Origin of the sequence: Pseudonocardia sp. T1-2H (assembly GCF_038039215.1) — a bacterium.
In the GTDB taxonomy this organism is placed as follows: domain Bacteria; phylum Actinomycetota; class Actinomycetes; order Mycobacteriales; family Pseudonocardiaceae; genus Pseudonocardia.
This window is the reverse complement of the sequence record NZ_JBBPCL010000001.1, coordinates 5,408,652-5,422,279: the sequence shown is the minus strand read 5'-3', so window position 1 is coordinate 5,422,279 and position 13,628 is coordinate 5,408,652. Positions and strand designations below refer to the sequence as shown.

Genomic DNA, 13,628 nt, shown 5'->3' with positions numbered 1-13,628 from the left:
GGCTGCGGAGTCTCAGACGCCCGCGTTCATGGTGTCCGGGTCCGGGCCGATGCGGCCGCCGTTGTCCAGGGTGTCGATCACGTCGAGGTCGTCGGCGTCGAGCTCGAAGCCGAAGACGTCGAAGTTCTCGGCGATCCGCGACGGTGTCACGGACTTCGGGATGACGACGTTGCCGAGCTGCAGGTGCCAGCGCAGGATCACCTGCGCCGGGGTCTTCCCGTGCTTCGCCGCGAGCTTCGCGACCGCCGGGTCCTCCAGCAGGCCGCCGCGGGCCAGCGGGCTCCACGCCTCGGTGACGATGCCGTGCTGGGCGTGGAAGGCGCGCAGCTCGGCCTGCGGCAGGTTCGGGTGCAGTTCGATCTGGTTGATCGCGGGCGTCACGCCGGTCTCGTCGTGCAGCCGCTGCAGGTGCGGCACCCCGAAGTTGGAGACGCCGACCGCGCGGGCCCGGCCCGACGCCCGGATCTCCTGCAGCGCGCGCCAGCTGTCGACGTAGCGGTCCGCGCCGGGCGCGGGCCAGTGGATGAGGTAGAGGTCGACGAAGTCGAGGCCCAGCCGGTCGAGGCTGGCGTCGAACGCCTTCAGGGCGGCGTCCCGGCCCTGGTCGGAGTTCCACAGCTTGGTGGCGACGAAGAGGTCGCCGCGCGCGACGCCGGACCTCGCGATCGCGGCGCCGACCTCGCCCTCGTTCTCGTAGATCCGGGCGGTGTCGATGTGCCGGTAGCCGATCTCCAGCGCGGTGCTCACCGACGCCTCGGTCTCACCCGGCGGCACGAGGAAGACGCCGAAGCCGAGCTGCGGGATCTCGACCCCGCCGGACAGGGTGATACCGGGAACGTTGCTCATGATCCGCCCAACCCGCGCTCCGGCGTCCGGCTTCCCGCCGGTGGCCGGGCTCACCGCGCCGGGGGAAAGTGTCGACGGCCGGGCATAACCTTCACAGATGTCCTCGCTCCCCTCAGCGCCCGAGCAGTCGAAGGGAACGGGCTGGATCCGACGGCTGGCCCGCGCCTGCTTCGCCCACCGCGGCGTCACCGTCGGCGCGCTGCTGGCGTCGGTGTTCGGCGTCAGCCTGGACGCCCTCGGCCCGCTGCTCACCCGCGTCGCGGTCGACGACGCGGTCCGCGGCGTCACGGACGTGCTGCTCCCGATCGTGCTGGCGATCCTCGGGCTGGCCGTCGTCCGCTTCGCCGCGTCCTTCGCCCGCCGCTACCTCGCCGGCCGGGTGGCCCTGGACGTCCAGCACGACCTCCGCCGCCAGGTGTTCGCCTCCGTGCAGCGCCTGGACGGGGAGAAACAGGACGCGCTGCGCACCGGCCAGGTCGTCTCGCGCTCGATCACGGACCTGCAGCTCGTCCAGTCGCTGCTGTCGATGGTCCCGTTGACGGCGGGCACGATCGCGCTCGTCGTCGCGTCGGTGGCGGCGATGCTCTACCTGTCGCCGCTGCTCACGGTCATCTCGCTGATCATGCTGCCGCTCGCCGCGTACATCACCCAGCGCACCCGGCGCTCGCTGTTCCCGGCCACCTGGTCGGCGCAGCAGCGGGCCGCGGACGTGGCGCAGCAGGTGGAGGAGACGGTCACCGGCGTCCGCGTCGTCAAGGGGTTCGGGCAGGAGTCCCGCGAGGTCGGGACCCTGGAGGGGCTGGCCCGGAAGCTGTTCGCGGAGCGGATGCGCGCGGCCCGGATGACCGCGCGACTCAACCCGATGCTGCTGGCCCTGCCGAGCCTCGGCCAGGTCGCGGTGATCGGCTTCGGTGGCTGGATGGCGCTGAACGGCTCGATCTCCCTCGGCACGTTCCTGGCCTTCACCACCTACGTCGCGCAGCTCGTCGGGCCGGCCCGGCTGGTCGGCTCGCTGGTCGTGAGCGCGCAGCTGGCCCGGGCGGGCGTCGAGCGGGTGTACGACCTGGTGGACTCGATGCCCGAGGTGACGGACCCGGAACGGCCGGCGGCCCTGCCGGACGGGCCGCTGTCCGTCGAGCTCGACGCGGTGCGCTTCGGCTACACGAGCCGCGAACCGGTGCTCGACGGCGTGTCCCTGCGGGTGGAGCCGGGCGAGACGCTCGCGCTGGTCGGCACCGCGGGCTCGGGCAAATCGACCGTCGCGCTGCTGCTGCCCCGCTTCTACGAGCCGCAGTCGGGCGCGCTCCGGCTCGGCGGCGTGGACCTGCGGGACCTGCGGCTCCGTGACCTGCGCCAGGAGCTCGGCATCGTCTTCGAGGAGGCCTTCCTCTTCTCGGACACGATCCGCGCGAACATCGCGTACGGGCGACCGGACGCGAGCGACGAGGAGATCCGGGCCGCGGCCGAGGCCGCGCAGATCGGCCTGTTCGTCGACTCCCTGCCGAAGGGCTACGACACCGAGGTGGGCGAGCGCGGGCTCACGCTCTCCGGCGGGCAGCGGCAGCGGATCGCGCTGGCCCGGGCGATGCTCACGGACCCCCGCGTCCTCGTGCTGGACGACGCGACGTCCGCGGTGGACACCACCACCGAGGCCGCCATCCACGCCACCCTGCGCACGCTCATGCAGGGCCGCACCACGTTGCTGGTCGCGCACCGGCGCTCCACGCTCGCGCTCGCGGACCGGGTGGCCGTGCTGGACGAGGGCCGGGTCGTCGACGTCGGCACGGAGGCGGAGCTGCGGGCCCGCAGCCCGCTGTTCCGCGAGCTCCTCGCGGCGAGCACCGCCGAGGACGACGCGGGACGGGTCGCGCCCGTGGTGCCGGAGGCGGCGGTCGACGGCGTCACCGCGTCGTTGTGGCCGGACCCGGGGACGGTCCGGGACACCGGCTCGGACACCGCGCTGCGGAGCGCGGCCGCGGGGCACGGCGGCGGTCCGGCGGGCCGCGGCGGCGGCGGGGTGACGGCCATGGCCGGCGGCATCGCCGCCACCCCGGAACTGCTCGCGGCCGTCGCCGCGTTGCCTCCCGCCACCGATGATCCCCGCCTCGGCGGGGAGGACCCCGCCGCGCCCGACCCGACGTTCCGGCTGGGCAGGCTGATGCGGCCGGTCCGCTGGCTGCTCGCGGCCGGAATGGCGTTCGTGGCCCTGGATGCGACGGCCACGCTCGCGCTGCCCAGCATCGCGCGGTACGCGGTGGACGGCGGCATCACCGCCGGGTCCGGCCGGGTGCTGGCGATCGCGGCACTGATCGGGATCGGGGTGGTCGCGGCGGACGCGTTCGTCGTCGCCGCGCAGACGGTTACCACGTCCCGGGCCGGGGAGAGCCTGCTCTACCTGCTGCGGGTCCGCAGCTACGCCCACCTGCAGCGGCTCGGGCTGGACTACTACGAGCGCGAGCTCTCCGGCCGGATCATGACCCGGATGACCACGGACGTCGACGCGCTGTCCACGTTCCTGCAGACCGGGCTCGCGCAGGCCGTCGTCAGCCTCCTCACGGTCGGCGGGGTCGCGGTCGCGCTGCTGGTCACGGACCTCGCGCTCGCCCTGGTGGCGCTGGCCGTGGTGCCGATCCTGGTCGTGGTGACGGTCGTGTTCCGCCGGCTGTCCTCGCGGGCCTACACCGAGGCCCGGGAGAAGGTCAGCGTGGTGAACGCGGACATGCAGGAGAACGTGTCCGGGGTCCGCGTCGCCCAGGCCTACGTCCGCGAGGAGCGCAGCGCCGAGGCGTTCTCCGAGCGCAGCGACGCCTACCGCCGCTCCCGGATGCGCGCGCAGCGCTACATCGCCGGGTACTTCCCGGCCGTCGCGTTCATGTCGGACATCGCGCAGGCCGCGGTGCTCGGCGTCGGGGCGGCGCGGGTCGCCTCGGGCGGGCTCACCCCGGGGATCCTGACGGCATTCCTGCTCTACCTGGGCCTGTTCTTCACCCCCGTGCAGCAGCTCTCCCAGGTCTTCGACGGCTACCAGCAGGCCCGCGTGGGCCTGCGCCGGATCTCGGACCTGCTGCGCACGCCGACGTCGCTCTCGCAGGTCCCGGCCGCGGAGGAGATCGCCGTGCCGGAGCGGCTGCGCGGGGAGGTCGAGCTGCGGGACGTCGGCTTCACCTACGCGGGCACGGACGAGCCCGCGCTCTCCGACGTCCGGCTCCGCGTCGCGGCGGGGGAGACGGTCGCGCTGGTCGGCGCCACCGGGGCGGGCAAGTCCACCATGGCCAAGCTGATCGCCCGGTTCTACGACGTCGGCGAAGGGGCACTGCTCGTCGACGGCGTGGACGTGCGGCGCTACCCGCTGCAGCGCTACCGGCAGCGGCTCGGGTTCGTGCCGCAGGAGCCGCACCTGTTCACCGGGGACGTCGCGGCCAACATCGCCTACGGCCGGCCGGACGCGAGCCCCGCGGAGATCGAGTCGGCGGCCCGGGCCGTCGGCGCGCTGGGCCTGGTGCGCTCGCTCCCGGGCGGGTTCCGCCATCGGGTCGGGGAGCGCGGCCAGGGGCTGTCGGCGGGGCAGCGCCAGCTCATCGCGCTGGCCCGGGCCGAGCTCGTGGACCCGGATCTGCTGATCTTCGACGAGGCCACCGCGGCGCTCGATCCCGCCACCGAGGCCGCCGTGCTCGAGGCAGGGGACCGGCTGACGTCGAAGCGCACGTCGTTCGTCGTCGCGCACCGGCTGGCGACGGCCGCGCGCTCGGACCGGATCGTCGTGCTGGACGGCGGACGGATCGTCGAGGAGGGGCCGCACGCCGAGCTCGTCGCGGCCGGAGGGCGATATGCCGCGCTCTGGCGGGCCGGTGAACTGGAACCCGCCGCGGAGGTCGCCGAGGAGGACGTCTCGGCGGCCCGTTCGGCCTGAATCGGCCGATCGCGGAAGCGCGGGTTCCGGCGGGCACGAGTATCGATTTGTGACATAGTGCCGCCGCGGCGGGAGTTTTGAAGTATTCCTGCCCGAATTCGGGCAGGAATTTGCTTCTGGCCTCCTCGTTCGGGCAAGCTCCCGCTGTGGGCGCCGTGCAGCACGAGGACCTGGTCGCGCATCTGGTCCAGAGCACATCGCTGAGCCGGGGCGAGGCGTTACGGGTGGTCGGCGAGGTACTCGCGTACTTCGGCGAGCAGACCGAGGCCTTCGTCCGCCGCCGGCACTCCGAGCTGCAGGGGCGCGGCCTCACCAACGACCGGATCTTCGCGCGGCTGGGCGCCGAACTGGCCGCCCGGCGGGTCGCTCCACCGGAGCTGTCCGCCCGTCAGCTGCGCCGGATCGTCTACGGATGATCCAGAAACGAGAAGGAGACGCCTGAGTGTGCGGGATCGTGGGATACGTCGGCGCGCAGGACGCCGCACCGATCCTCCTGGAGGGTCTCGGGAGGCTGGAGTACCGCGGGTACGACTCGGCGGGCGTCGCCGTGGTGCACCGCACGGGTAAGGGCCCGGCGACGCTGAAGGTGCGCAAGGCCAGCGGCCGGGTCGCGGACCTCGCCGCCGATCTGCCCGCCCGGTTCAAGGGCGCGCCCGGCATCGGGCACACCCGCTGGGCCACCCACGGCGAGCCGAGCGTGGCCAACGCGCACCCGCACACGGACATGTCCGAGCGGATCGCGGTGGTCCACAACGGCATCATCGAGAACGCGGACGAGCTGCGGGCCAAGCTGACCGCGGACGGCGTCGAGTTCACCTCGCAGACGGACACCGAGACCGTCGCGCACCTGGTCGCGGCCGCGTTCGCGAACGGCGCCGCGGACCTCGAGCAGGCCGTCCGGACCGCGCTGAAGCAGGTCGTCGGCGCGTACGGGATCGCCGTGCTGGACTCCGAGCACCCGGACCGGATCGTCGTCGCGCGCAACGGGTCCCCGGTGCTGCTCGGCGTCGGGGAGCGGGAGATGTTCGTCGCGAGCGACGTCTCCGCGCTCGTCGGCTACACCCGCCAGGTCGTCTACCTGGACGACGGCGAGCTGGCCACGATCACCGCCACCGGCTACCGCACCTTCACCCTCGACGACCGCTCGACCGCCAAGCAGCCGTCCGAGGTGGACTGGGACGTCGTCGGCGCCGAGATCGGGGACCACGCCCACTACCTGGTCAAGGAGATCGCCGAGCAGCCGCGCTCGATCGAGCGGGCGCTGCGCGGCCGGCTCGACGAGCGGTTCTCCACCGCGCACCTCGGCGGGCTCAACCTCACGATCCGCGAGGCCCGCGAGTTCAAGCGCGTCAAGATCCTCGGCTGCGGCTCGGCCTGCTACGCGGGCGAGCTCGGGGCCCAGCTGATCGAGGACCTGGCCCGCGTGCCCGCGACGTCGGAGTCCGCGTCGGAGTTCCGCTACCGCAACCCGGTCGTCGAGCCGGACACGCTCTACGTCGCGGTCAGCCAGTCCGGCGAGACCGTGGACACCCTCGCCGCGGTGCAGGAGCTGCAGCGCAAGGGCGGCCGGGTCATCGGGATCATCAACGTGGTCGGGTCGACGATCGCGCGGCAGGTCGACGGCGGCATCTACATCCACGCCGGCCCCGAGATGTCCGTGGCCGCGACGAAGTCCTTCACCTCGACCCTCATCGCGTTCGCGCTCCTCGCGCTGCACCTCGGCCGGGTCCGGGACCTCGCGCCCACGGAGGGCCGCCGGATCATCGACGGCCTCAACCAGCTCCCGGCCCAGATCGAGCAGATCCTGGACGAGGAGAAGCGGACGGGGCTCATCGCCGAGACCGCGGCCGAGGTCGCCCAGCGCTCCAGCGTGCTGTTCATCGGGCGCAGGCGGGGCTGGCCGGTCGCCAAGGAGGGCGCGCAGAAGTTCAAGGAGGTCTCGTACGTGCACGCCGAGGCCTACGCGTCCGCCGAGCTCAAGCACGGCCCGCTCGCACTCGTCAGCCCCGAGCTGCCGACCGTCGCCTGCGTCCCGGACGACGATCTCTTCGAGAAGAACGTCTCGACGCTCGCCGAGATCCGGGCGCGCAAGGGCCCCGTCGTCGCGCTCGCCCACCGGGAGCTCTCGACGGACCTCGCGGACCGCACGATCGTGGTCCCGCGGAACGAGCCGGAGCTGGACCCCATCCTGATGTCGGTCCCGCTGCAGCTCCTGGCCTACCACGCGGCCGTGGCCCTGGACCGCGACGTCGACCGCCCGAGGAACCTGGCGAAGTCCGTCACCGTCGAGTGACCGCACCGTGGAGCCACGACGCGCGGAACAGCTTCGTGCGAGCGCGTCGTGGCTCCACAACGCGAGGAACGGGGCCGGTGCAGCGCGTCGTGGCTCCATGAGCCGGATGGTCGGCACTCAGGTGCGCGTCGTGGCTCCACGGCGGGGGCCGGCCAGCCATTCGGTCATCGGGCCGGTCAGGGCGGTCGCCATCGGGACGTGCGGGTGCCCGACGTAGGTCTCCACCGGGCCCGCCGTCCGCCAGCCGAGCCGGTGGAAGAAGCGCTCGTTGGGCAGCTGGACGTGCGCGAGCATCCGGATCCCGTCCCGGGCCCCGGCCGTCTCCACCGCGAACCGCACGAGCGGGCCGCCGATCCCCGCGGTCCGGAACTCCGGGAGCACCGCCAGCCGGTCGCCGAGCCACTCCCCGGGCACCCCCGTCGGATAGAGGCGGACGGTGCCGGCGGGGCGGCCGTCGTGCGTCGCGAGGACGTGGACGACGTCGTCCCGGGCGTCGTGCGCGTCGATGTCCGAGCCGTCGAACACGGCCTGCTCCTCGACGAACACCGCGTGCCGGATGCGGTGGTGCCAGGCCCGGGCGTCGGGGCCGCCGGTGGGCCGGCAGGCGACCGGATCCACCCCGACCAGCACGTTCGACGCCCGCACGGGTCGGACCCGCTCCGCCGGTGCAGCGGTCACCGAGCTCCTCCTGACCTGCACGAACGGCACTTTCGTGCGCGAGGTCCGCACGAGAGTGCCGTTCCTGCGGTGCGGAGGCGTGTGGGGCGCGGGGTCATGCGTCGGGGCGCCTTCCGATCTGCAGGAGCGGGGCGGCGCCGGGCGCGCCGGTGCCGCAGGGCGTGCCGCCGCGCTGATCCCCCTGGCCGGACTGTTGCACGAGGTTGAGCGACGAGCACGCCTGGCAGCGCGCGCAACCCGCGACCGCGGTGTCCGCGCCCAGCCCGCGCTCGGCGAGGAACCCGGCGACCTTGCGGTAGATCGGCTCCGTGTACTCCCGCGACGGCGCCGGCACGTCCTCCATCAGCGACCCCGCGACGGGCCGCAGCGGGACGACGAACGGGTACACCCCGATGTCGACGGCGCGCCGGCACATCTCCACGGTCAGGTCCGGGTCCTCGCCCATCCCGAGGATCACGTACGTCGAGACGCGGCCCTCGCCGAAGAGCTGCACCGCCCGCTCCCACGTGCGGAAGTAGGCGTCGATCCCGGTCCGGAACTTGCCCGGCGCGACCCGCGCGAGCACCGCCGGGTCGAAGGACTCGACGTGCACCCCCACCGAGTCGACGCCCATGTCGTGCACCTGGTCCAGCACCGAGAGGTCCCGCGGCGGCTCGAACTGCACCTCGACGGGCAGCCCCGCGGCCTCCTTCACGGCCTGCCCGCAGCGCGCGACGTACAACGCGCCGCGGTCCGGCGCCACCGACGAGCCGGTGGTCAGGGTGGCGTCGACGGCGCCGTCGAGGTCCCGGGCGGCGACGGCCACCTCGGCGAGCATCTCGGGGGTCTTCTTCGCGATCGTGTTCCCGGCGGCGAGCGAGACGCCGATCCCGCAGAAGCCGCACTGGTCCGAGTTGCCCCAGTAGTTGCAGGCCTGCACGACCGTGGACGCCAGCGAGTCCAGGTGCAGCAGCGCGATCTGGTGGTACGGGACGCCGTCGGCGGTCGCGAGGTCGTAGAACCGCGGCCGTCGCGTCCCGGCCACCGAGGCGACCTTCACGCCGTCCCGGAAGATGCCCTGGCCGTCGTCCTCGGCGCGCAGCGAGTACGGCGAGGTAGCGCTCGGTGGGACGGTGACGGGCACGCCCTCGATCCACAGCATCCCCGAGTCCGAGGGGCCCGCGCCGCCTGTGCGGGAGGTCTCCAGGGTGGTCTCGATCCGCAGGCCGACGCTCTGCAGATCCATGATCAGCTCGGCCACATGGGCCGAGGTGCCGGCAGGAGTCCGGTCGAGCACGGTCATCCGATGATTCTCCTCGCACGTACTCGGATAGGAGGCGTCCGTCTCCTATAGGAGATGTCCGATAGTCAACTATGGTGGACGAGGATGCAACATGGTGAACGGAGCGGATGTGTCACACCCCGGCCCGCGAGTGGCCCTGATCAGCCATTCGACGACCCCCCGTGGCGGCCACGTGCACACGATCGGGCTGGCCGAGGCCCTGCACCGGGCCGGTGACCGCGTCCACCTCGTCGCGCTGGGAGACCCCGCGAAGGGCCTCTACCGGCCGGTCGACGTGCCGCACACGGTCGTCCGCGGGCCCGCGCGGGCGGGCACGACGCTCACCGAACGGACCCTCGCCGGGATCGAGCTGCTCGCCGCCGGGCTCGCCGAGCGGATCGGGGAGTTCGACGTCCTGCACGCCCAGGACTGCATCGCCGCGCGCGCCGCGCTGGCTGCCCGCGCCCGCACCGGCGCGCCGGTCACGGTGCTGCGCACCGCCCACCACGTGGACGACTTCACCACCCCGGTCCTGGTCGACTGCCAGCGCCGTGCCATCACCGAGCCGGACCGCGTCCTCGTCGTGAGCGAACAGTGGCGGCGGATCCTCGCCGCGGACTTCGGGGTGTCGACGACGATCGTGCCCAACGGCGTCGACACCGGCCGCTTCCCACCGGCCGCCCCGGAGGCGACGCACGCGCTACGGGAGCGCGTCGGCGCCCGGGAGCGGTTCCTGCTGCTCGCGGTGGGCGGGATCGAGCCCCGCAAGGGGACGGTCCACGCGTTCCGGGCGCTCGCGCACCTGCGCTCCGAGGGGCTCGACCCGGTGCTCGCGATCGTCGGCGGGCACTCGTTCCAGGACTTCGCGCCGTACCGGGACGCCGCGCTCGCCGAGCTCGCGGGCCTGGGGCTCGAGCTCGGCCGCGACGTCGTCGAGCTCGGCACGGTCTCCGACGCCGAGCTGGGCGGCTGGTACGAGGCCGCGGACGCGCTCTGCTACCCGTCGACGGCGGAGGGCTTCGGGCTGGTCGCGATCGAGGCGATGGGGCTCGGGCTGCCGGTCGTCGCCAGCGACCTGCCCGTGTTCCGCGAGCACCTGATGGACGACGTCGACGCGCTGCTCCCTGCCGTCGGGGACGACCACGCGCTCGCCGCGGCGCTCCGCCGGATGGTCACCGACGCGGAGCTCCGCGCGCGGCTGGCAACGGCCGGACGCCTGACCGCGGGCCGCTTCACCTGGGAGAACTCGGCGGACGTCCACCGCGGCATCTACCGGGAAGCCGTCCCGGCACCGGCCTGACCTACTCGGCGAGCAGCCGCGCGACCCGGGACTCGGCGACCGACCGTCTCGGGTCCCCGGCGGGCAGCAGGTCCGCCAGCCGCTCGTGCACCTCGAGGTCGTCCCGGCCGAGCGGATGGGCGCCGAAGGTGTGCAGCAGGTCCACGTCGTCCGAGTCCAGGACGGCCCGGCGCAGGGCGGCCTCCAGCTCGTCCCGGACGGCGCGGATCTCGGGGGCGTCGGAGCGCGGGAGCAGCGGACCGGCGCAGGCCCGGATCGCGTCCGCCACCCGGCCGCTCTCCAGCGCGCGCCGGACGGCGCCGAAGTCCGTCTCGACCGTCGCGTCCAGCCGGTAGGGGCGGGTCTTGAGGACGTCCGCGCCGATCGAGGCGCGCAGCCGGTGGATCTCCCCGCGCACCGTCGTCTGGTTGCCGTCGTCGCCGTAGAGCAGGTAGGCGAGGCGTTCGGCGGTGAGGCCCTCCGGGTGCAGGGCCAGCGCCGCGAGCGTCTCCGCGGGACGCAACGTCATCGGGATGGGGGTGCCGTCCAACACCGCGCGCGGGGTGCCGTCGCCCATGAACCGCAGGGCGAGGGCGTGCCGCTCGGGCGCCGGCGCCTCGGGCACGGCGGTCGCCCGGCTCGAGCCGTGCGGCAGGACGGATCTCCGCGAGATCTCCCGCAGCAGGTAGCCCTCGGCCAGCGGCTCGACCAGCAGCCGGCGGCCGTCGGCGAGCTCGATGCGGTCCGCGCCGTCGACGATCGGGACGCGCTCGGGCCACCAGCCGTACGGCTCGCCGGCGACGACCCGGCCGCTGGGCGTGACCAGCGCGCCCGCGGTCCCGCGCAGGCTCTGCAGGTGCGGCATGTTCCGCAGCCGCATCCGCTCGTCGGCGATCGCGAGCTGCGCCCGGAGCTGGTTCTCGGCGAGCTGGGCGGTGGTGGTGACCAGCGCGAGCATCGCCGGGTGGATGGTCCGCCGGGGGCCGGTGATGTCGATGGCGCCGATGATCCGGCCGGTGTCCGGGTCGTGCACCGGGGCGGCGACGCAGGTCCAGGCGTGGATCGTGCGGACGAGGTGCTCGGTGGAATGGATCTGGACGGGGCGGCCCACCGCGAGCGTGGTGCCCATCGCGTTCGTGCCCATCGCGTCCTCGGACCAGCGCGACCCCTCGACGAGGCCGACCCGGTCCGCCGGGCGCAGCACCGCACTGGCGCCCTCGCGCCACAGGACGACGCCGTCCGCGTCCGTGACCAGGACTACGTGCATGGCCTCGTCCGCGATGCTCACCAGGTTGCTGCGCAGCAGCGGCATCACGGTGTGCAGCGGGTGGGCGGAGAGGCGGGCCCTGCTCTCGCGCCGGTCGTAGGTGATCGGCGGCGTACGGCGTTCGGGATCGATGTCCGCGGCGAGGCTGCGCTGCCAGGACTCCGAGACCAGGCTGCGGAGCGGCGTGCCGCCGGAGCGGTCGTGCACGACGGCGGCGTACAGTTCGTCGAGCATGCGGGCCCGGCCGGGATCCCCGGCGGGACCGGTGTCCCGCTCGACCACGCCGTCGACTGGCATCCGCACCCCGTATGTCGCTGTTCCGGTGTAGTCCCGGACCGTCCTCGTTCCCGTCACGCGCACCACCGCGGCGGAGACTCCGCCGCAGGCCCACGCTGCCCCGCGGGACCCTCGTCCGCGGCCATCATCGGCCACCCCCACCCGGATAGGCAAGGCGACGAACGCCTGGCCGATAGGTCAGGCCCAGCCGGCGGCGGGCGTGCAACGAACGGGCAACGTGACACAACTTACCGTGCGGTGCGCACGGTCCCCGTCACACATCGGAGGTACGCGATGACGGTGTTGTCCTCGGACACCCTGCTGGACGCCGCTCCCGCCCGGCCGGCCCGGCCGCACCTCGAGCCGCCCGTCACCGCTCGCGTGCCCGAGGGCGACCTCGCCCTGCGAACGGCCAGGGTGCTCGTCGTGGAGAGCGAGGCGATCGTCCGGCTGGGGCTGCGCCAGCTCTTCGCCGCCGAGCCCGACCTGCGGATCGTCGCCGAGGCGGCCACCCCGCGGGACGCCCTCTTCGCCGCGGACCGCGTCCGCCCGGACCTCGTGCTGCTCGACGTGGACCTCGGCCGCGGGGACGCCGCCGGCCTGGACGTCGCCCGCGCGCTGCTGCAACGCCACCGCGGCACCAAGATCCTCGTGCTCACCGCCTGCCGGGACCGCGACGTCATGCTCCGCACCATCCGCCTAGGGGTCCACGGCTACCTGCGCAAGGGCGCGGAGACGGCCGAGATCGTGCAGGCGGCCCGGACGCTGCTCCGCGGCGAGAGCGTCTTCGACTCGCGCACCACCGCGATCGTGATGGACGCGCTGCGGGACACCGAGCGCCCGGCTCCCGGTGTGACCGGACCCCGCGGCGCCCTGCTGACGGACCGGGAGACCCAGGTCCTGCGCCTGCTCGCCACCGGGATGTCCAACCGCGAGATCGGCGCCGAGCTCGTCATCAGCGAGGCGACCGTCAAGTTCCACGTCCGGAACCTGCGGGACAAGCTCGATGTCCGCCGCCGCACGGAGATCGTCTACACCGCGACCCGGCAGGGGATCGTCTGACCGTCGCCGCCCCCGGGCCGTCGTCGACGCGGGCCGGCTCAGCTCAGCGCCGTCACCGCCGCCGTCGCGACCGTCGTGTCCTGGTCGACGGTCCCGGCGCTGACCCCGACCGCGCCGACCAGCTCGCCGTCGCGGTACACCGGGAGGCCCCCGCCGAACGCGACCATGCCGCCGGAGAGCTGCTCCAGGCCGTAGAGCTCCTGCCCCGGCTGGACCAGCGGCGCGAGCGCACTGGTGGGCAGGTTCATCAGGATCGACGTCCGCGCCTTGCGCTGCGCGATGTCGATGCTGGCGCGGATGGCGCCGTCCTGGCGGGCGAACGCCAGGAGGTGCCCGCCCGCGTCGACCACCGCGATGTTCATCGGCTGGCCGATCTCCTCCGCCTTCTCCAGTGCCGCGGTGAGCGCCTTCTGCGCCTCGGCCAACGTCAGCCCGTTCATGGTGGTGTCCTTCCCTCGTCGTCGAGCGGGTCACCGACCCGTGCTCCCACCCAACAGGACGAGAGCCGCGCGCGGCAGCCTTCCTCTCGGGCGAGTGGGTCCGCCCCTGACCGGATGGTGGGGTGGCGCCGGTGGCGAGCGGGGCCCCCCATCCGGACGTCGAATCAGGGGCGTACCCGTCGGCCGGACCAACCGCCACCGCCGTGCGGGCGACGAGGCCCCCGCAACTGGCGGCCTCACCGTGTCGGCGGCTCCACGGACCGGGCGCGTGTCCGGCGGCCGTTCGGGTAGGGCGGGCTCGGAGGGGTTCTCGCTG

10 protein-coding genes are annotated in these 13,628 nt (G+C 73.8%); 5 read left to right on the top strand and 5 right to left on the bottom strand.

What is annotated here, in order from left to right; genetic code table 11:
* Positions 1-12: 12 nt before the first annotated feature.
* Positions 13-846 carry an aldo/keto reductase gene (locus tag WBK50_RS26675; protein ID WP_341338239.1) on the bottom strand — a complete coding sequence of 278 codons (834 nt, stop codon included), beginning with the start codon at positions 844-846 and terminating at the stop codon, positions 13-15.
* 97 nt (positions 847-943) lie between these two features.
* Between WBK50_RS26675 and WBK50_RS26670 the strand changes: the two genes are divergently transcribed.
* The 3 genes from WBK50_RS26670 to glmS all read left to right on the top strand — a co-directional run bounded on the left by WBK50_RS26670 (position 944) and on the right by glmS (position 7,049).
* Positions 944-4,756: an ABC transporter ATP-binding protein gene (locus WBK50_RS26670; RefSeq protein ID WP_341338238.1), complete on the top strand. Its 3,813-nt coding sequence runs from the start codon at positions 944-946 to the stop codon at positions 4,754-4,756.
* A 146-nt stretch (positions 4,757-4,902) separates the two neighbouring features.
* The gene (locus WBK50_RS26665) at positions 4,903-5,172 is read left to right on the top strand and encodes a hypothetical protein (RefSeq protein WP_341338237.1); all 270 of its coding nucleotides are present in this window, start codon (positions 4,903-4,905) and stop codon (positions 5,170-5,172) included.
* A 26-nt stretch (positions 5,173-5,198) separates the two neighbouring features.
* On the top strand, positions 5,199-7,049 hold the full coding sequence (glmS, locus tag WBK50_RS26660; RefSeq protein WP_341338236.1) for a glutamine--fructose-6-phosphate transaminase (isomerizing): 1,851 nt from the start codon (positions 5,199-5,201) through the stop codon (positions 7,047-7,049).
* A gap of 117 nt (positions 7,050-7,166) precedes the next feature.
* On the opposite strand, the gene WBK50_RS26655 is transcribed toward glmS, so the two are convergent.
* Together WBK50_RS26655 and WBK50_RS26650 are read right to left on the bottom strand one after the other, a co-directional pair.
* On the bottom strand, positions 7,167-7,727 hold the full coding sequence (locus WBK50_RS26655) for an MSMEG_0567/Sll0786 family nitrogen starvation N-acetyltransferase (protein WP_341338235.1): 561 nt from the start codon (positions 7,725-7,727) through the stop codon (positions 7,167-7,169).
* Positions 7,728-7,821: 94 nt separating this feature from the next.
* On the bottom strand, positions 7,822-9,009 hold the full coding sequence (locus WBK50_RS26650) for an MSMEG_0568 family radical SAM protein (protein ID WP_341338234.1): 1,188 nt from the start codon (positions 9,007-9,009) through the stop codon (positions 7,822-7,824).
* 109 nt (positions 9,010-9,118) lie between these two features.
* On the opposite strand from WBK50_RS26650, the gene WBK50_RS26645 reads away from it, so the two are divergent.
* Positions 9,119-10,288, top strand: coding sequence for an MSMEG_0565 family glycosyltransferase (locus WBK50_RS26645; protein ID WP_341338233.1), 1,170 nt, complete (start codon positions 9,119-9,121; stop codon positions 10,286-10,288).
* A gap of 1 nt (position 10,289) precedes the next feature.
* Here WBK50_RS26645 and WBK50_RS26640 read toward each other — a convergent pair whose 3' ends face one another.
* Complete coding sequence (locus WBK50_RS26640; RefSeq protein ID WP_341338232.1) at positions 10,290-11,831, bottom strand: GAF domain-containing protein; 1,542 nt, start codon at positions 11,829-11,831, stop codon at positions 10,290-10,292.
* Positions 11,832-12,104: 273 nt separating this feature from the next.
* On the opposite strand from WBK50_RS26640, the gene WBK50_RS26635 reads away from it, so the two are divergent.
* The gene (locus WBK50_RS26635; protein WP_341338231.1) at positions 12,105-12,872 is read left to right on the top strand and encodes a response regulator transcription factor; all 768 of its coding nucleotides are present in this window, start codon (positions 12,105-12,107) and stop codon (positions 12,870-12,872) included.
* A gap of 38 nt (positions 12,873-12,910) precedes the next feature.
* Here WBK50_RS26635 and WBK50_RS26630 read toward each other — a convergent pair whose 3' ends face one another.
* Positions 12,911-13,312: a GlcG/HbpS family heme-binding protein gene (locus tag WBK50_RS26630; RefSeq protein ID WP_341338230.1), complete on the bottom strand. Its 402-nt coding sequence runs from the start codon at positions 13,310-13,312 to the stop codon at positions 12,911-12,913.
* Positions 13,313-13,628: the final 316 nt, after the last annotated feature.